General features: G+C 36.1%; 17 protein-coding genes and 1 riboswitch. Of the genes, 10 read left to right on the forward strand and 7 right to left on the reverse strand.

Features of this window, described 5'->3' with window-relative positions; translation table 11 throughout:
• Nucleotides 1–128: 128 nt before the first annotated feature.
• Nucleotides 129–323 carry a YwbE family protein gene (locus D2K40_RS06475; RefSeq protein WP_117154127.1) on the forward strand — a complete coding sequence of 65 codons (195 nt, stop codon included), beginning with the start codon at nucleotides 129–131 and terminating at the stop codon, nucleotides 321–323.
• A 108-nt stretch (nucleotides 324–431) separates the two neighbouring features.
• Here the strand turns inward: D2K40_RS06475 and D2K40_RS06480 are convergent, their stop codons facing one another.
• Both D2K40_RS06480 and D2K40_RS06485 read right to left on the reverse strand, forming a co-directional pair.
• A complete protein-coding gene (locus D2K40_RS06480) occupies nucleotides 432–1697 on the reverse strand; it encodes an L-lactate MFS transporter (RefSeq protein ID WP_117154129.1) in 1266 nt (421 codons plus the stop codon).
• Between the two features lie 164 nt (nucleotides 1698–1861).
• Nucleotides 1862–2539 (reverse strand): CPBP family intramembrane glutamic endopeptidase, encoded by a 678-nt coding sequence (locus D2K40_RS06485; RefSeq protein WP_117154131.1) that lies wholly within the window; start codon nucleotides 2537–2539, stop codon nucleotides 1862–1864.
• A gap of 183 nt (nucleotides 2540–2722) precedes the next feature.
• Between D2K40_RS06485 and D2K40_RS06490 the strand changes: the two genes are divergently transcribed.
• Genes D2K40_RS06490 through D2K40_RS06510 form a run of 5 tightly spaced genes read left to right on the forward strand, consistent with a single transcriptional unit; the run spans nucleotide 2723 to nucleotide 7715 of the window.
• On the forward strand, nucleotides 2723–3652 hold the full coding sequence (locus D2K40_RS06490; RefSeq protein ID WP_117154133.1) for a hypothetical protein: 930 nt from the start codon (nucleotides 2723–2725) through the stop codon (nucleotides 3650–3652).
• A gap of 36 nt (nucleotides 3653–3688) precedes the next feature.
• Nucleotides 3689–4348 (forward strand): DUF4129 domain-containing protein, encoded by a 660-nt coding sequence (locus D2K40_RS06495; RefSeq protein WP_117154135.1) that lies wholly within the window; start codon nucleotides 3689–3691, stop codon nucleotides 4346–4348.
• 1 nt (nucleotide 4349) lies between these two features.
• Entirely contained in the window at nucleotides 4350–5483 is a 1134-nt protein-coding gene (locus D2K40_RS06500; protein WP_117154137.1) for a DUF4350 domain-containing protein, read from the forward strand.
• The gene (locus D2K40_RS06505) at nucleotides 5480–6409 is read left to right on the forward strand and encodes an AAA family ATPase (RefSeq protein WP_117154139.1); all 930 of its coding nucleotides are present in this window, start codon (nucleotides 5480–5482) and stop codon (nucleotides 6407–6409) included. The genes D2K40_RS06500 and D2K40_RS06505 overlap by 4 nt, the downstream gene beginning before the upstream one ends.
• Nucleotides 6363–7715, forward strand: coding sequence for a DUF58 domain-containing protein (locus tag D2K40_RS06510; protein WP_117154141.1), 1353 nt, complete (start codon nucleotides 6363–6365; stop codon nucleotides 7713–7715). The genes D2K40_RS06505 and D2K40_RS06510 overlap by 47 nt, the downstream gene beginning before the upstream one ends.
• Here D2K40_RS06510 and D2K40_RS06515 read toward each other — a convergent pair.
• Nucleotides 7687–8676, reverse strand: a complete 990-nt coding sequence (locus tag D2K40_RS06515; RefSeq protein WP_117154143.1) for a stage II sporulation protein M — start codon at nucleotides 8674–8676, stop codon at nucleotides 7687–7689. The genes D2K40_RS06510 and D2K40_RS06515 overlap by 29 nt on opposite strands.
• Nucleotides 8677–8779: 103 nt before the next feature.
• Between D2K40_RS06515 and D2K40_RS06520 the strand changes: the two genes are divergently transcribed.
• Nucleotides 8780–9589, forward strand: a complete 810-nt coding sequence (locus D2K40_RS06520) for an RDD family protein (protein ID WP_117154145.1) — start codon at nucleotides 8780–8782, stop codon at nucleotides 9587–9589.
• Nucleotides 9590–9630: 41 nt separating this feature from the next.
• Here the strand turns inward: D2K40_RS06520 and D2K40_RS06525 are convergent, their stop codons facing one another.
• Both D2K40_RS06525 and D2K40_RS06530 read right to left on the reverse strand, forming a co-directional pair.
• Nucleotides 9631–10992, reverse strand: a complete 1362-nt coding sequence (locus D2K40_RS06525) for a PFL family protein (RefSeq protein WP_117154147.1) — start codon at nucleotides 10990–10992, stop codon at nucleotides 9631–9633.
• A 15-nt stretch (nucleotides 10993–11007) separates the two neighbouring features.
• Entirely contained in the window at nucleotides 11008–11280 is a 273-nt protein-coding gene (locus D2K40_RS06530; RefSeq protein WP_117154149.1) for an ACT domain-containing protein, read from the reverse strand.
• Between the two features lie 118 nt (nucleotides 11281–11398).
• Nucleotides 11399–11474, reverse strand: a riboswitch (glycine riboswitch).
• 720 nt (nucleotides 11475–12194) lie between these two features.
• Between D2K40_RS06530 and D2K40_RS06535 the strand changes: the two genes are divergently transcribed.
• Together D2K40_RS06535 and gndA are read left to right on the forward strand one after the other, a co-directional pair.
• A complete protein-coding gene (locus tag D2K40_RS06535) occupies nucleotides 12195–12932 on the forward strand; it encodes a Cof-type HAD-IIB family hydrolase (protein ID WP_117154151.1) in 738 nt (245 codons plus the stop codon).
• 176 nt (nucleotides 12933–13108) lie between these two features.
• Nucleotides 13109–14530 carry an NADP-dependent phosphogluconate dehydrogenase gene (gndA, locus tag D2K40_RS06540; protein ID WP_117154153.1) on the forward strand — a complete coding sequence of 474 codons (1422 nt, stop codon included), beginning with the start codon at nucleotides 13109–13111 and terminating at the stop codon, nucleotides 14528–14530.
• 179 nt (nucleotides 14531–14709) lie between these two features.
• Here the strand turns inward: gndA and D2K40_RS16365 are convergent, their stop codons facing one another.
• Nucleotides 14710–14862: a hypothetical protein gene (locus D2K40_RS16365; RefSeq protein ID WP_162879154.1), complete on the reverse strand. Its 153-nt coding sequence runs from the start codon at nucleotides 14860–14862 to the stop codon at nucleotides 14710–14712.
• A 370-nt stretch (nucleotides 14863–15232) separates the two neighbouring features.
• On the reverse strand, nucleotides 15233–16708 hold the full coding sequence (zwf, locus tag D2K40_RS06545; protein ID WP_117154155.1) for a glucose-6-phosphate dehydrogenase: 1476 nt from the start codon (nucleotides 16706–16708) through the stop codon (nucleotides 15233–15235).
• A gap of 188 nt (nucleotides 16709–16896) precedes the next feature.
• Here zwf and D2K40_RS06550 point away from each other — a divergent pair, with 188 nt between their 5' ends.
• Nucleotides 16897–17664, forward strand: coding sequence for a TIGR01457 family HAD-type hydrolase (locus D2K40_RS06550; protein WP_117154157.1), 768 nt, complete (start codon nucleotides 16897–16899; stop codon nucleotides 17662–17664).
• Nucleotides 17665–17673 lie beyond the last annotated feature (9 nt).

The following is a 17673-nucleotide window of genomic DNA, read 5'->3' on the forward strand; positions in this document are numbered from 1 at the left end:
AGCGTTTTCTCGATTTTAGATCTTATTGTGTTTTTAATTTAAAAGTGTAAAATAAAAGTTTAATTGTATTTATGATTTTGTTAAAAGATTTAATTTAATAGTAATTGATAACAGAAAGGTGACTCATTATGGAAGGTACGAAACGAAGTAATATAGCAATAGGCACTAAAGTAAGAGTAGTTCAAAAGCAAGATCAATCTTCTGGCAAGTTAACAGAAGGCGTTGTCGCACGACTTCTTACCAATTCACAAACCCATCCACACGGTATTAAAGTAAAACTTGAAGATGGTATTGTAGGTAGAGTAAAAGAAATAATAGGGTAATACTAAGATATCTGTGATCCTTTGGTTATATTTCTATAGGATTGCAGATATTTTTACATAGTAAAAAGCAGGCTGCCAATTTGGCGCCTGCTTCGTTTAACATCTTAATTATCCAGCTGCTTTAGTTGTTTCTAAGTTTTTCTTCTTAACACTGTTAATGCTAAATTTCATTCCAATGGAAGTAGCGAATGCTACAATTAGTAATCCAGCAAATACGTAGAATGTTATATTATAGCTTTGCGTTGCATCTTTAATAGTTGCTACTAACATTGGACCAAATACGCCCGCAGCAGACCATGCTGTTAGAAGGTAACCGTGAATCGCCCCGAGTTGCTTTGTTCCAAATAAGTCTCCAATAAATGCTGGTAGACAAGCAAAACCTCCACCATACATAGAAAGAATAATGAAAATAAATACTTGGAATAAAATTGGACTTGAAATATTAGGTAATAAGAAAAATAATACAAATTGAACACCAAAGAATAGTGCAAAAACATTACTTCTTCCAAGGTAATCAGAAATAGATGACCAAGCGATTCTTCCGCCACCATTGAAAAGTCCCATGATTCCTACCATAGAAGCGGCAGCAATAGCAGTCATTCCAACTTTATCTTGCGCTAATGGTGATGCAACAGAAATAATCATGATTCCAGAAGAAATGTTAATAAACATCATCACCCATAATAACCAAAAACGTGGTGTTTTTACTGCTTCGTTAGCAGTTAATTGAGCTAAGTCAGTTGATACAGTTTTTTTCTTTTTATTATCAGCTGTTGCTTCTTGTTGCATGCCTTTTGGTAACCAACCTTCAGGCGGACGAGCGATATAAGATGCACCACTAAGCATTAAGACTAAGTAAGTACCTCCTAAAATTAAAAATGTTGTAGATAACCCAACTGATTGGATAAGTGCACTTGCTACAGGACTTGCAATTAATGCACCTGCACCAAAGCCCATTACAGCCATACCAGTTGCAAAACCACGTCTGTCCGGGAACCATTTTACTAAAGTGGAAACAGGAGCGATATAACCAATACCAAGTCCAATCCCGCCAAGTACCCCATAAGTTACGAAGTATAGTGGAAGTGATTCAATACTGATTGCTAGTCCAGCACCCAATAACCCTGCTGAAAATAAAATTGCTGCAATTGTTGCAGATTTTCTTGGTCCCCATTTTTCTACTAATCTACCAAAGGTTGCAGCAGATAATCCTAGAAAAGCAATTGCGATTGTAAATGATAAACTAACTTCTTTACTATTCCAACCTAATTGATCTGACATTGGATTCTTAAAAACGCTATATGCGTATACAGATCCAATCGATAAATGAATCGCAATAGTAGATAAAGCTATAAGCCAACGATTTTTATTCATAGTAACCTCCAAATGATGTGTATTTATATTTTCCTTTATTACTATATCAAAAAAATACATACAATGGGTGAACATTATGTGAATTTAATCACTATATATTTATTGATTTAACCAACTTTTGTAAAAACATCAATAACTTGTAACTTTTAATATCTTGAAATTAGTTAAATGATCCCAAACAAGATAAATCCAATGGTGTTAATTGCTAGATTTGCACTTAAATGCACCATCCAGGAAGGATAGATTGTGTTATTTTTTTCGTTAAGCCAATTGAATAATAAACCGGCTATGAAAAGACTGACAACAAGTAGAACAAACAACATCGGGCTGAACCAGCTTGTCATGATTGCAACATGATAAAGAGAGAAGGCACCAGCACTAAAGATGTAAGCAATTTTTCGTGAAGAGACCTTTTTAAGTGATAAAAAAGCAAAACCGCGAAAGAAAAACTCTTCCAGTAAGGAATTAACAAATGATATGTATAGAGCGACAAAAACAAAGTTTGATTTTGATACACCAATGTTGTTCTCCAAAGATACAGTAATATTGGAAAGGTCAAAGAATGGGCCGACGAGAAAGTAAGCTCCAATGATAAACGCGTAAACTCCCACACCAAGTAATAACGGGAATAGGATTTCCCCCTTTTCTAGCTTGAATAGTTGCCGGAAGGAAGTTGTCCGATCAAGTAATGCATAACTAGCAGGAATCAATAAAAAAAGTACAAGTTTGATGGAAGATTTGATTGTATAATCGGGTGATAAAATAGCGTCTATCCAGGCCATGATCACGCAAGCTACTGTAACAAGTAATAAGATCACTACTAAGCTTCTTCTTGTCTCCATTTTCTACACCAACTTTTCATAAATCGCATGATTAATAATTAAAATCATTATAGCATACAAGTATGGCAATTTTTAACACAATTGTTGTTAGGAATTTTAAAATAATTCCATTTCTGAATGCTATTTAAAACAATTTAATGATAAAATGGTTAAAATATGTAATTTTTTTGGAGGGATATATTTATGAGTAAAATACGATTGAATGAGCCGAAAAGAATTGGAGAAATTCTTGATCTAACTTTTCAAATCACCAAAAAACATTTTTCAAGTTTATTTCTTATCTTATTTGTTTTTATGGGTCCAGTATTTTTAATACAAGCACTCACACAATTGATGAGCGGTCGCAATTTTTTCCGAGATTTAGCCGAGGGGGAGAATTGGATTGACCAGATGATAAAAACATATGATCAAACAGCTAATCAAACAGCTGTAACGGTAGAAACTTCATTTGTAGAAGGTTTTGGAGGCCTTTTTGTTGGTTTACTCTCACTCATCTTTTATCCAATTGCAAGCGCTGCTATTTTTGTTTTAATAAAAAGACTGAAAGACAACGAATCTTATACAGTTGGTTCTGTTATTAAAACAGCTTTTTCTCGTTTCTGGCCAATTTTATGGAGTAGTTTGCTGTTTGGTCTTATTGCTTTTGCAATTATCTTTATTCCATTAATGGTAGTTCTTACGGGTGCACTTGTAACATCTATGGTAAATCCTATTACTTCTATAGCTTTTATTTTACTTTTCTTAATAGGTGGTTTTATCGGAATTGGTCTTTTATTAACACGTTGGGGTTTTTATCTACCAGCTGTGTTATTTGACAGAGTTGCACCTGGTTTAGGTAAGAGTTGGGCACTAACTGAAAAAAGAACATGGAAATATTTTTGGATATACATTGTGTTGGGATTAATTATGTTTGTTTTTAACCTTGCGTTTGATGTTCCTGCTAGCTTTTTAGGTGTAAGTGTTTTATACACGATTATTATGAATTTTGTTGCTTTAATTACAACATTGTTCTTTACAGTAGGTCATGCTGTTATGTATTTTGATGCGGAAGTACGAAATACAGCAGGGGACTTAAAAGGATTAATTGATGATTATCAAAAAACGGATAGTTAATAACGGGCATTGTGATATCAGTTAGGGTGAGTGTAGATGAAAAATGTGAACCAGGCAAAAGATTCGTTAGAAATGATTTTAAATCAGTCTGAGTATCAAATTTATTTGCAAGATAACCGAAACTTTATCCAGATTTGGTGGGATAAGTTTAAAAATTGGATTATGGACTTATTTTCGAGTTGGTTCTCTTCCCTTCAACCATCAAGTAGTGTTGGTGATGCATTAGTTGTTTTGTTGTTAATAGCAGCTATCATACTAGTATTCTTCTTTATCTTTTTATCAAGTCGAAATTGGATAAGAAAGAGGAACTTAAAAAATTACCAACCAATGCATCAACTAAAGGAGCAAGATTTCTCGAGTTTAGACCATTTAAATGAAGCGAATCGATTAGAAACGAAGCAAGCATATGCAGAAGCAACGCGTCATCTGTTTCTAGCTTTCTTATTGGCCTTACATGAGAAAGAGTTGTTAGAAGCTAGAATGTGGAAAACAAATTGGGAGTATTATGCGGAACTGCAAGTTGCAAATAGTGATCTTGCAAGTGAGTTTTATCAGTTAGCCCTTATTTTTGAAGAAGTAACGTATGGTGAGAAGTGGATATCAGAAAAGGCCTTCTTCTCTTACCGTGAACGAATCACAAAAGGCTTGAATGACTTTAAGCTTACGATTGTTGAGCTAGATAGGGAGGGAGATTGAGATGTCACAAGCATTGAAACAAAAAAGAACCTGGATTTGGCTTGTAAGTCTAGTCTTTCTCTTTACTGCTTTCAGCATTGTTCTGTTTGAAGAAGAGCCAGCTGAATACCCAGCCTATGTTTCTCATTCACCGGCTCCAATGGGTACAAAGGCTTTTTATCAGTTTTTAGAAAAAGAATACACAGATGTAGAGCGTTGGGAAAGTATGTCACGATCGCTCCCAACTAATGAAGAAAATGGATTACTTATGATGATAGAACCTCCTTTGTTCTCTGAAGAGGCTACTCAAGAAGCATATCAGCGTTATATGGAAGCTGGTAATACAATTGTATTACTAAAAAGAAATCCTGATGGCATGTTTGATTTGAATACAACTTTTGCAGAGGCGATTAATGAGCAAGCAATCATCTTAGATGGAATCGGTAATTACCAGGCGAGCGTCCAATCATCTCAGAGATTAGTTACTAAAGAAAAAGATGAGGTTTTGCTTGTCGATGAATCAGATGATCCTATAGCAATAAAGCGGAATTTTGGTGATGGACAATTAATCGTGATGACAGAACCCGATTGGTTGACAAATCAGATGATACTTGAGCATGATCATCTTGCTATTGCTCTGTCACTAATAGATTTCTCGCATTATTCTTCAATAAAGTTTGATGCATATACATATGAGACAGCGGGAACCCTATCGGCCTTTTCTGTATATCCAAAATGGCTTTTAGTCGCGACATTACAATTATTTATACTGAGCCTGTTATGGTTATTGCTAAAAGGTAAACGGTTTGGACCAGTCGTTGAGCCTCGTGAAGCTACCGTCCGATTTAGTGATGAACGCCTAAAGGCTTTAGGATTATGGTATCTCAAAGGGAAAAACTATCAAGATGCCGTCCGTATTCAATCAAATTACTTAAAACAACTGTTACAAGAAAGGTATGGCATACCCTACCACAAGAGTTGGTCTACTAGTTTAGATGCAATAGATCGTTCATTAAAAGGGATGGACAGAAAAGAAATTGAGTCAGTGATCACTGGTTTACAGGAAATTTTAATACAAGATAAAGTAACAAAACAACAATTTTTAGTATGGTCAGAAAAAATTGATCGCTTACGGAAAGAGGTGGAACAAGGATGAGAGAACAATTGACGTCCTTATTGGAACAATATGAGACACGAATTATTGGTCAAAAAACTAACCTTCGTTTACTGCTTACTGCGCTGTTAGCAGGGGGGCACGTGTTAATTGAAGGTGTGCCAGGTACAGGGAAAACCCAGATGGTAAAAGCATTGGCGAAGCTTGTAGGTGGCGACTTTAATCGTATTCAATTCACCCCAGACTTACTGCCAAGTGATATAACAGGAAGTACAATTTATAACATGAAGGAGAGTAAATTTCAGACGCTACAGGGACCGATCTTTACCAATGTTTTATTAGCTGATGAAATAAATAGGACACCTGCGAAAACACAAGCAGCACTACTAGAGGCAATGGAAGAACAACAAGTAACGATACAAGGGGAAACGTACGCATTACCTGAGTTATTTTTCGTTGCGGCTACACAAAATCCAATTGAATATGAAGGAACATACCCCTTACCAGAAGCGCAACAAGATCGTTTTTTGTTTAAGTTATTAATCGATTTTCCAAGTTTAGCAGAAGAGACACACGTTTTAAAACAAGTGATCGAAGAAAAAATAGAAATTACTAATATGGAGGCGTTATTTACGCCAGCCACTTTAATAAAAATAAAGCAGGATGTAAAGAGAATCGTTTTACAGGATAGTATTGCTGATTACATTATGCAGATTGTCCGAAAAACGAGAGAAGTAGAGGCGATTCAATTTGGTGCGAGTACACGTGCTGCAATTGCGATTGGAAAGACAGCACAAGCATGGGCGTATCTGGCTGGAAGAGAGTATGTTACACCTGATGATGTTAAGATAGTTGCTCGACCAAGCCTTCGTCACCGTCTACAACTATCCCCTTATGCAGAATTGGAGGGTACAAACCTTGATGAAATTATTCAAGAATTGGTGGGGGCGATTCCTGTTCCAAGATAGGGGGATTGTTCCAACTTTCAAGTTGCTTTTCATTCTATTAATTTCTGGGTTGCTGATCACTGGGTTAAGTCTTTTAGGTGCATCGTGGATTTTTATTGGTTTTCTTAATGCTGTGATTTTACTCATCAGTTTGGTAGATTTGTTCTTTTCACCTAATCGCAATCAATTGGATGCGAAAAGAGTGATGCCGAAAGAAATGGAGCGTTACGCTAATCAAACGATAACTGTTGAAATAAATAATTATAGCAAATTCTCATGCGAAATACGGTTTGTAGATGGGATCCCAACTTCATTTCAAACGATTTTTCCGGTTAACTATAAAATTACTACTGGCATTAATGGCATTAATTATCAGGTCTTTCCACTTGTACGCGGGAAGTATGGGCTTGAAAAACTTTATGTGCGTTATAAAAGCCTGTATGGGTTATGGGAAAAACAAATTACCTTTAAAATAGAAGAGACGGTTAAGGTGATTCCGAATTTAACGGAGGCAAAACAGTACCTAGCGAGTTCACAACGTTATTTGTTACATGAGGGATTAAAGATACGTAAACAAAAAAGTGGAGTCGGTGAATTCGCTAAAGTGCGTAATTATGTTGTTGGAGATGACCCACGAAAAATTAATTGGAGACAATCTGCTAAATTACAAGAAGTAATGACAAACGATTATGAGCCAGAGCACGGTAAGTACGTCACAATACTTATTGATTGTGGCCGAATGATGGGCGTGGAATTACAACATGGTAATCGATTAGAAAAAGCAATGGAAGCTGCCATTACCTTGGCAGCAGCTGCATTAAAGAACGGTGATTATGTCTCAGTTGTTGCTTTTTCAAAAGGTATTAAAGCTTATGTACCGCCTGCAAAAGGTTTGGATCATTTAGATGTGATTTTAAAATCGATTTATCACATACAAGTAGATGCTAGTGAATCAGATTATGTGAATGTGGTGCAATACCTCCAAACACTTCAAAAGAAAAGAAGTTTGTTTTTGTTATTTAGTGATGTGCATACATTTATCCATGAAGATCGCACATTATTATTTATTAAACGAGTTCGAAAGAAACATCTATTTATGATGATTGGCATTGAGGATGAGCTTTTAAAGGAAAGGATAAAAATCTATCCGGAAACACAAGTTATTGCAATGGAAAAAACGATGGCACAGAAAGAGGTACAATTTAAAAAACAGCAAGTGCTCAAATGGGATAATCAAGGCATTATTATGCTTGAAGCCCCAGAAGACAAACTTGCTGTTACAGCGGTGTCACATTATATTAATCAACTAAATCGTGGTTTGCTTTAGCATTTTGCTTTTTCAAAAAATAGTTCCCTACTAACATATATAAAATAAAACCAACAAATGTCAAAGTTGCAAAGGCGTATTTTATTTCAAGAGATAGGTCTGCTGGTGTAATAAACCCTTCGATAATTCCTGCAAGAATGAACAGTGGAATGGTACCAAGTAAAAGCTGCACTGATCGAACCGCCTGCACTTTTAGTTGATAGAGTCTTGATAAATTGCCAGGAACGAATAACTTATAGCCCATTAACAGACCTGCACCACCAGCAATAAATATTGCAAGTAATTCAATAATACCATGTGGCACAATATAGGCCCAAAAAACATAAGAGTTTCCAGAAGTCCAGAATAGACCTGCAAGTGCACCGATTAAGATCCCGTTATATACTAAAATATAAAGCGTTAGAATACCAAATGTAATTCCGCCAGCAAAGGCGAGGAAAGCAACTTTAATGTTATTTGTCATAATTTGAGCTGACATTAATGAAGTGTTTACACTATCAGAGACATTTTCTAATTCACCTGGATCTGCTATCGATTGTACCATTTCAGCAGGTAATATACGGTTTATATGTAGGGGATTATCGATTACAGACAAGAAGCTAGCTAACCCACCTAACAAAAGTAAAATCATAGCGAATACGATAGCTTTCCATTGTTCGAGTAACAAGCCAATAAATTTGGTTGAAAAAAAGTATCGTATTTGTTTCCAAGATGATTGTTGTTCTTGATATAACACATTGTGTGCTTTCGAAACGATCTCGTTTAAATGCTCTGTTACATCCTCATTAGGGAAGTAGGTTTGACTATAGGAAAGGTTTTGTGCAACCTTTTGGTAAAGTTGGTCGAAATTATCAATAGTAGTGCTTGTGAGGTTTTTCTTTCTCTTTTGTAAGGTACTTGTTAATTGATCAAGTTCCTTCCAGTCTTTACGGTATTGCTGGATAAATTGCCTTAATTGCATGGAATCACCTACCAGTATAATAATATGACTTCTATTATACGGCTAATACATTAAAATGAATAGGTTTTTTGGAATAATTTAACTTGGAAGGAGGCTTTAATAAATGACTGAAGAAGAGCAAGTTGATATAAAAACACCGGAATATGTATCCCTTCAGTTTTCTGTTGCGGGCTTAGGTAGTAGAGCTGCAGCTTTAATTATTGATCAAGTCGTACTGTTTGTTTTAAATGCACTCTTAGTTCTTGGTTTATTTTTTCTAGTGGAATCTGATTTAAATTATATGTTTTTAGCAACAAATTTTGAGATGTTATTAGCTATCACTATTATTCTTGTTTTTGTTCTAAATGGTGGTTACTTTTTGGTGCTTGAATTTTTCTGGGGCGGTCGCACAATTGGTAAAAGAGCACTAGGGCTTCGAACGATTCAAGATAATGGCCACCGGATCACATTGTTATCAAGTTTTATACGTAATTTGTTACGATTAATTGATTCGCTCCCTGCTGGTTATTTAGTGGGTATGTTAATGATATTCTTTCATCCAAAGCATAAACGGTTGGGTGATTTGGCTGCAGGTACACTAGTTGTACATGAAAAGATTACACAGCATAAGCGAAAGAAAAAAACCTCGATCGAGAAGATTATTTCCGCTCGTGGTTTAACAAAAGATGATCTAATCTTTGATAGTTGGCAATTGAAAGCATTAGATCAAAAAGGTTGGCAGTTATTACGAACGTTTTGTCAAAGGTATGAGCAACTGCCTTTACATGAAAAGCATCAATTAACCAACAGTGTTGCAACTATTCTCTTACCAAAAGTGGGGCTTACTTTTGATAAGCACCGTGTAACAGAGATGGAGAATACATTATTTGTTTTGTATCTACATGTGAAAGATGAATGGGAATATGATCTTTAAAAAAACCTACCTCCTGAGAATATGGAGGTAGGTTTTCTGGGTTAATTTATCAATGCTTGTAACGGTGCGGGAATTCTGCCGCCTCGTTTGATCATTTTTTCTGAACTGTACGGATTGACTCCCATTACTGGTGCGCGTCCCAATAGGCCGCCAAATTCAACTGTGTCGCCTTCTGTTTTTCCGATAACTGGAATGACACGAACGGCAGTTGTTTTCTTATTAATCATACCAATTGCTGCTTCATCAGCAATAATTGCTGATAATGTTTCTGGTGTTACACCTCCAGTAAGTGCGATCATATCAAGTCCAACAGAACAAACACAGGTCATTGCTTCAAGTTTTGCGAGGCTTAGTGCATTATCTTCAATACCACGAATCATTCCGTTATCTTCACTAACTGGAATGAAAGCGCCACTTAAACCACCAACATAGGAACTAGCCATTGCTCCACCTTTTTTGACTGCATCATTCATTAATGCCAATGCAGCAATGGTGCCATGTGTTCCGACTCTCTCTAAACCGATCTCTTCTAATATCTCAGCAACACTATCATTCATCGCATTTGTTGGTGCTAATGATAAATCCATAATACCAAAAGGAACGTCTAAACGGTCCGCAACAACCCGTCCTAATAGTTCACCAGCGCGCGTGATCTTAAATGCGGTTTTCTTAATAATATCTGAAACCTCTCCAAGGTCTGCATCTGGATAACGTTTTAATGCATGCAAGACAACACCAGGACCACTTACACCAACACTTAAAACCGCTTCTCCTTCACCAGCGCCATGGAATGCACCTGCCATAAATGGGTTGTCTTCAACTGGATTACAGAATACAACTAACTTTGCACAGCCAATACTACTATTTTCTTTAGTAAATTCGGCCGTTTGTTTGATGATCGTTCCCATTTGCTTAACAGCATCCATATTGATGCCTGTTCGTGTTGTTGCGATAGAAATGGAAGCACAGACACGTTCGGTAACACTGAGTGCTTTAGGAAGTGCGTCGAGAAGTGTTTGATCTCCTTTACTGATTCCTTTATGTACTAAAGCAGAGTAACCACCAATAAAATCAACACCTAACTTAATTGCAGCTTGATCCAACGTTTGTGCTAATTCAACTGCTTGGTCAACTGTAGCTTTACCTAATATTTCTGCAATCGGTGTAATAGCAATTCGCTTATTAATAATTGGTATGCCATATTCTTTTTCTACTTGTTCTGCAACGGGTTTTAATTGTGCTGCATAAGAAGTGATCTTATCGTATACATTTTTTTTAACTTTTTCAAAGTCGGAATCAGCACAATCTCTTAGGTTAATCCCCATTGTAACTGTGCGGATATCAAGACTTTCCATTTGCACCATGCGTATTGTTTCTTGAATTTCATCAAAAGCTAATGACATTATAATCCACTCCCTTTATATCCGATGCATTGATTGAAATACGTCTTCAAGCTGAATGTTGATCGTTAATCCCAATTCGTTTTCAATTGCTTCAAAATGATGGTGTAATGCATCTATATCTTCACCATCTTTAACCTCTACTAACATCATCATTGTAAAAAAATCTTGGAGAATTGTCTGGCTGATATCGAGAACATTTATCTGATTATCAGCTAATACATTGGTTACTTTTGCAATAATCCCAACTTGATCTTTTCCTACTACACTTACTACGGCACGCTTTTGCATGCAAATCACCTCATTATATATAGAATTATTTCTAACCTAAAAACAAAAGATACAAAAAAAGATTGGAGTTGTTTCTCCAATCTCAGTGACAATAACAATAAACATAATAAAGAAATGTCTAATGTCTTCTGTCCTGCTGCCTGAGATTGTGAATCCTTCGGCGTCGTTAAAACGAACTCTCCAGAAGCTGCTCCTATTATAGTGTTACCCATAATAATCACCGCAATTATAAAAAATACTTAAAAAGATCGTACCAGTTTGTCGAGCGATCGTCAATATAATCTGAAAAATTGGAAAGGGAGCACCTTTCATTTTGAAAGATACTCCCTGATTTAACCTTGCCATTTTCACAAGTAAAAATATTTAATTCTAATATATATCATTAAATTGCCGCGGTATGGTCCACCTGGACGTTTTTAACCTAAACGATGTAAGCCCTACCTCTCCTACATCCTTACGACTCCAAAGTCGATCCAGTGTGAATAAGTCTTGCTAATTGTATATGGTTCCTGCATACACTTTTATAAAAAACATTGGCAGATGCCAGAATTTCAACTTGTTTCATTTAATTACTTGGCTAAGCATTAAAGTACATTATCTAATAATAATATTGTTTTGTCAAGTTTTTCTTTATATGAGAAGAAGCATCGCACTAAAAACGAACAAGCAGTACTAATCGAGCAAATACATGCGATAATTCAGCAAAAACCAAGAATTATTCGGCAAATGTGAGTCCTAATTCGGCAAAATCAAGAATTATTCAGCAAACCTCGAATTTTTCAGGAGTTCATGGAATTTTACGGTGCAGTTTATATAAATTCAGTCATAAATAACAGTCTTTTTTTTAAGAGAATAATGCGTTTCGTGATATAGTTTATAATAAGAGCTGAAGACTAAAAAGGGGTGTAGTTAAAATGGATAAACCTGATATACGTATGATTGCATTAGATATGGATGGAACTGTTTTGGATACAGAGATGAACATATCAAAAAAGAATGAACAAGCAATTAAGCGAGCGATTGATCAAGGGGTGGAGGTAGTTTTCGCTACAGGACGGCATTGTGTCACATGTACACCTTACGCCGAAGCACTTGGTGTTAATTACATGATTACTGTTAATGGAGGAGAGATCTGGACAACTGACGGGGAATTAATAGCACGTCAGTCATTAGCACAAACAGCAGTGAAAAAGTATAAAGAAATCTACGATAAATATACTCCTTGGACATGGTTGGTTTCACCGGAAAAAGTATGGCGAAATGAAATCCCTGAAAATTTTGATGATCAAGAATGGTTAAAATTTGGTATTGATACGACTGATGACGCAATTCGTGCAGCTATTTTAGAAGAACTATCTAGTGAAACAACAATCGAATTAAGTAACTCTAGTCTGACAAATATCGAAATAAATGCGATGGGTATTAATAAAGCCCAATCCATTGAAAAAATATGTGAACGCATTGGCATCAATATGGATCAGGTAATGGCGGTTGGTGATAGTCTGAACGATATTAAAATGATTCAACATGCAGGTTTGGGTGTAGCGATGGGAAATGCACAAGAAGAAGTGAAAAAAGTAGCTGACTGGGTAGCGCCTCATCACACAGAAGATGGTGTTTCTGAAGCTATTGAATATTGGGTATTAAAATAATGTGGGAATAATGGGATTTTTCTAAAAATTATTTGCAAGTTATGATTGGATGTTATAAGTTATATAGAAGAGAATGGGCTTTTCTGTCATACACATTAATTCAGCATAGTTGCACACAAGGGCATTTCAACGTATGATAGAGTCAGTATTTCATAAAAAAAAGGAGAGAACTTAAGATGGTAAAACAACAATTTGGGGTTATAGGCCTAGCGGTCATGGGTAAGAACCTTGCTTTAAATGTTGAAAGCAGAGGGTTTTCTTTATCCGTATTTAATAGAACATATAAAAAAACGGAAGACTTTTTAAACAATGAAGCAAAAGGCAAAAATTTCGTGGGCACAAAAACAATTGAAGAATTTGTTGATTCTTTAGAAAAGCCTCGTAAAATCATGTTGATGGTGCAAGCAGGGCCAGCAACTGATGCTACAATTGAATCATTAAAACCTCTACTTGATGAGGGAGATATCCTAATCGATGGCGGAAATACATTCTATCAAGATACAATCAGACGTAACAAACTATTAGATGAATCCGGTATTCACTTTATTGGTACTGGTGTATCAGGTGGGGAAGAAGGTGCGTTAAAAGGTCCTTCTATTATGCCAGGCGGACAAAAAGAAGCGTATGATCTTGTATCACCAATTTTTGAAGCAATTTCAGCAAAGGTTGAAGGTGAACCTTGTGTAACATACATTGGACCAAATGGCGCAGGACATTATGTGAAAATGGTACATAATGGTATTGAATATGGAGATATGCAATTAATAGGTGAAGCATACTTCATGATGAAGAATATTCTAGGGTTTGATGCAGATCAGTTACACAAAGTATTTGCTGAATGGAATAAAGGTGAATTAGACAGTTACTTAATTGAAATTACAGCAGACATCTTCACGAAAAAAGACGCTGAAACTGGTAAACCAATGGTTGATATGATTCTTGATACTGCTGGTCAGAAAGGTACTGGTAAATGGACAAGTCAAAGTTCATTAGACTTAGGAGTACCTCTACCTGTTATTACGGAATCAGTTTTCGCTCGTTTTATTTCAGCAATGAAAGACGAACGTGTTAAAGCAAGCAAAGTATTAGAAGGTCCTTCTGCTCAAGATATGCCATATGAAGGTGACAAAGATGAATTGGTTGAAGCGATACGTAAAGCACTGTATATGAGTAAGATTGTTTCTTATGCACAAGGTTTTGCGCAAATGCGTGCCGCTTCTGAAGAGAATGATTGGAATTTACGTTATGGTGATATTGCAATGATTTTCCGTGGTGGCTGTATTATTCGTGCGCAGTTCTTACAAAAAATTAAAGAAGCATATGATAACGAGCCAGCATTGGCAAATCTATTATTGGATCCTTACTTTAAAAATATTGTGGAAAGCTATCAGTCTTCGCTTCGTAAAGTGCTTTCAATTGCAATGGAAAGAGGTATCCCGGTTCCAGGTTTCGCAAGTGCATTAGCTTATTATGATAGCTATCGTACAGAAACTCTTCCAGCAAATCTTTTACAAGCACAACGCGACTACTTTGGTGCACACACGTACCAACGTATAGATAAAGAAGGTACCTTCCACACAGAATGGTTAGATAAATAATAAATAATATAAAAATGCATGGATTAATTACAATCCATGCATTTTTTATGTATAAAGCTCTTTGCGTATACGTTAATGCTTTTCAATATGCGGATTTGGTATAAAATGCGCAATAAATAAAGACGTGAATTTTATACCCGCTCCGGAGGCAAATGGATTCCCTTTCCGTGGGCTCAGTCTCAGCTAACTCGGAGGTAAAAAACACCTCCGAGTGGATCTTCGACTTGTGGGACTGCAATTGCTCGCCCCATCGAAAACATTAGCTGTTCCCATAGGATAAGGAAAGCTTCTTGAATTGGCATCGCACGCAGAAAATTGGTTTGTTTTTTCAAGGAGTGTCATCCATTTACCTCCTAAGCTAGTTAGAGTATCTAATTATAATTTGAGATATTAACGCTCAATAAGCTTTTCTGCCACTATCTAGCGGATTAAATGAAATTGACGACACTCCTGCAGGAACAGCGCGAGCTGAAGATCCACTTGGAAGTGTTTTTCTTCCGAGTTAGCTGAAGCCGTGCCTGCGGAAAGGGAGTCAATTTCATTTGAGGAGCGGCAATTTACGTTACTAATTACTGACTAAACGGTTTTAGTTCTTAATGCACAGTTTATATAAAATATGCTGTAACTATGATCAAAAAACAGCCTAATTCACTTTAAGAATTAGGCTGTTTCATCTGTTCATTTAATATTTTTACGCAAAACTTATTTAACTGACCACCAATGAAAACCATCATTCTCTAACAACTCATCTGCTGCTTTTGGTCCATTTGTTCCAGACGCATAGTTTGGAAATTCATCTGATGATTTCTTGCTCCATGCTTCAGAAATAACATCGATATACTGCCATGATAGTGCAACTTCATCCCAGTGAACAAAATTTGTTGAATCACCATGTAAGCAATCGTTCAGCAATACTTCATAAGCTTCCGGTCTATTTATTGCTTTTCCATCCATATCATATTGCATTGTGATAGGTTTGCTAGTTGTTTCATAATCCTCTTGCTTAGCATTTAAATGGAGTGTAATGCCTCCGTCTGGTTGAACACGGATAACAAGTAAGTTTGGATCAATTGTATTCCCTTTGCCAGCATATAGATTAATTGGTAAATCTTTAAATTGAACGACAATTTCAGTTGCCTTCTTTGCCATACGTTTACCTGTACGAATATAAAAAGGAACCCCTGCCCAACGGAAATTGTTAATCATGAATTTACCAGCAACGAATGTTTCGGTGTTAGAGTTTTCATCCACACCATTACTCTCTCTATAACCATCTTGTTCTTCTTGGTTTATTTCACCTCGGTCGTATTGACCACGAACAAAATGTTCATCTACTATATCTTCAGAGATAGGTTTTAAACTGCGTAATACTTTTACTTTTTCATACCTGATATCATCGGGAGTTAACTTTGCAGGTGGCTCCATTGCTAATAAGGAAACCATTTGTAGCATGTGGTTTTGTACCATATCTCTCAGTGCACCTGATCCATCATAATAACGCCCACGTTCTTCTACACCAAGTATCTCACTCGATGTTACCTGGATATTTGCTATATATTGATTGTTCCACAAAGGTTCAAATAAAGAGTTTGCAAAACGAACAATTTCAATATTCTGAATCATTTGTTTACCAAGGTAATGATCTATACGATATATCTGATCTTCAGTAAATGCTTTTCTAATATCATTATTTAATTTTTGAGCGGTTTCATAATTATGTCCAAATGGTTTTTCGATTATAAGTTTGGTCCATCCAGTTGGTTCTGTTAACCCTTCAGATTTTAAGTTTTCAGCAATTAAACCAAAGAAATTAGGATCCATTGCTAAATAGAATAGGCGATTTCCGCCAGCTTGATGTTTTGCATCTAATTCATCAATAAATTTGTCGAGTTTTTGGTAGTGTGTCAAATCCTGTACATCAAAAGGATTGTAATGAAAATGTGAAGCGAATTCATCAGCATCAATGTGTGTATCATTAAAATCTGCTATTGATTTTTTGATATTATCTCGAAGTTGTTCATTGGTTAATGGTCGACGGGCAACACCGATAACGGCGAAGTTATCAGATAATTTGCCATTGCGATACAACCTGTACAATGAAGGATATAATTTTCTATTGGCTAAATCTCCTGTAGCTCCGAAAATAACAATTACTGCTTTAGGTGTTTTAAGTGTCATTGACTTCAATTACCTCTCTCTAATTTTTATTTTAAGTGCATGAACTTCTCATAACAATACCATGTTAGTAGGTATCGATAAACTATTTTACTTTTTATAATAAAAAAGTTTATAATTTTCTTAAGTTTTATTTATTGTACTATAGTATCATGAATTCTGAAAATAACAAATTATTAGCGGAGGTACCTATGAAAAGTTATCAAGGTTTTTTGATTGATTTAGATGGGACTGTATATAAAGGCACGGAAAAAATTGATGAGGCGATTACATTTGTAAAAGAGTTAGAGAAACGCAAATTACCCTATTTATTTCTAACGAATAATTCAACGAAACACCCAAGAGATGTTGCAGAAAAACTAAAAGAGATGGATGTTCCTGCGACAACAGAACAGGTCTTTACAACAAGCATGGCTACAGCTACATATATTTCGGAGTTAAAACCAGGGGCGCGTGTTTATGCGATAGGAGAAGAAGGGTTACATTTTGCGTTAGAAGAGCAAGGGCTAGAGATTGTTACTGAAGATGTTGATTTTGTGGTAATGGGGTTAGATCGCGACATAACTTATGAGAAATTAGCCATTGGTGCACTAGAGATTCGAAAAGGAGCTACATTTGTGGCGACAAATGGTGATGTTGCCTTGCCATCTGAGCGTGGTTTTTTACCTGGGGCTGGCTCGTTAATATCTGTATTGTCTGTGACGACAGGTGTAGAACCAAAATTTATTGGTAAGCCAGAAGCGATTATTGTTGAACAAGCGTTAGAGGTATTGGGGACATCAAAAGATGAAACGGTAATGATTGGTGATAATTATGATACAGATATTTTAGCCGGAATTAATGCAGGGATTGATTCTTTGCTTGTACACTCTGGTGTGACGAAAAAAGAAGACCTTGCTAAAATTGAAATACAGCCAACACATACAATGGAAAGTCTAGCGGAGTGGACGCTAGAATAACTTGAATTA

It is taken from the genome of Paraliobacillus quinghaiensis (assembly GCF_003426025.1).
GTDB lineage: Bacteria > Bacillota > Bacilli > Bacillales > Amphibacillaceae > Paraliobacillus_A > Paraliobacillus_A quinghaiensis.

What these genes read in the sequence shown, in the direction of transcription:
- D2K40_RS06485 (WP_117154131.1), bottom strand. Translation starts at nt 2,539, where the DNA reads ATGGAGACAAGAAGAAGCTTAGTAGTGATCTTATTACTTGTTACAGTA.
- D2K40_RS06550 (WP_117154157.1), top strand. Translation starts at nt 16,897, where the DNA reads ATGAAAAGTTATCAAGGTTTTTTGATTGATTTAGATGGGACTGTATAT.
- D2K40_RS06515 (WP_117154143.1), bottom strand. Translation starts at nt 8,676, where the DNA reads ATGCAATTAAGGCAATTTATCCAGCAATACCGTAAAGACTGGAAGGAA.
- D2K40_RS06500 (WP_117154137.1), top strand. Translation starts at nt 4,350, where the DNA reads ATGTCACAAGCATTGAAACAAAAAAGAACCTGGATTTGGCTTGTAAGT.
- zwf (WP_117154155.1), bottom strand. Translation starts at nt 16,708, where the DNA reads ATGACACTTAAAACACCTAAAGCAGTAATTGTTATTTTCGGAGCTACA.
- D2K40_RS06510 (WP_117154141.1), top strand. Translation starts at nt 6,363, where the DNA reads ATGAAATTATTCAAGAATTGGTGGGGGCGATTCCTGTTCCAAGATAGG.
- D2K40_RS06535 (WP_117154151.1), top strand. Translation starts at nt 12,195, where the DNA reads ATGGATAAACCTGATATACGTATGATTGCATTAGATATGGATGGAACT.
- gndA (WP_117154153.1), top strand. Translation starts at nt 13,109, where the DNA reads ATGGTAAAACAACAATTTGGGGTTATAGGCCTAGCGGTCATGGGTAAG.
- D2K40_RS06480 (WP_117154129.1), bottom strand. Translation starts at nt 1,697, where the DNA reads ATGAATAAAAATCGTTGGCTTATAGCTTTATCTACTATTGCGATTCAT.
- D2K40_RS06495 (WP_117154135.1), top strand. Translation starts at nt 3,689, where the DNA reads ATGAAAAATGTGAACCAGGCAAAAGATTCGTTAGAAATGATTTTAAAT.
- D2K40_RS06475 (WP_117154127.1), top strand. Translation starts at nt 129, where the DNA reads ATGGAAGGTACGAAACGAAGTAATATAGCAATAGGCACTAAAGTAAGA.
- D2K40_RS06505 (WP_117154139.1), top strand. Translation starts at nt 5,480, where the DNA reads ATGAGAGAACAATTGACGTCCTTATTGGAACAATATGAGACACGAATT.
- D2K40_RS06525 (WP_117154147.1), bottom strand. Translation starts at nt 10,992, where the DNA reads ATGTCATTAGCTTTTGATGAAATTCAAGAAACAATACGCATGGTGCAA.
- D2K40_RS06490 (WP_117154133.1), top strand. Translation starts at nt 2,723, where the DNA reads ATGAGTAAAATACGATTGAATGAGCCGAAAAGAATTGGAGAAATTCTT.
- D2K40_RS06520 (WP_117154145.1), top strand. Translation starts at nt 8,780, where the DNA reads ATGACTGAAGAAGAGCAAGTTGATATAAAAACACCGGAATATGTATCC.
- D2K40_RS06530 (WP_117154149.1), bottom strand. Translation starts at nt 11,280, where the DNA reads ATGCAAAAGCGTGCCGTAGTAAGTGTAGTAGGAAAAGATCAAGTTGGG.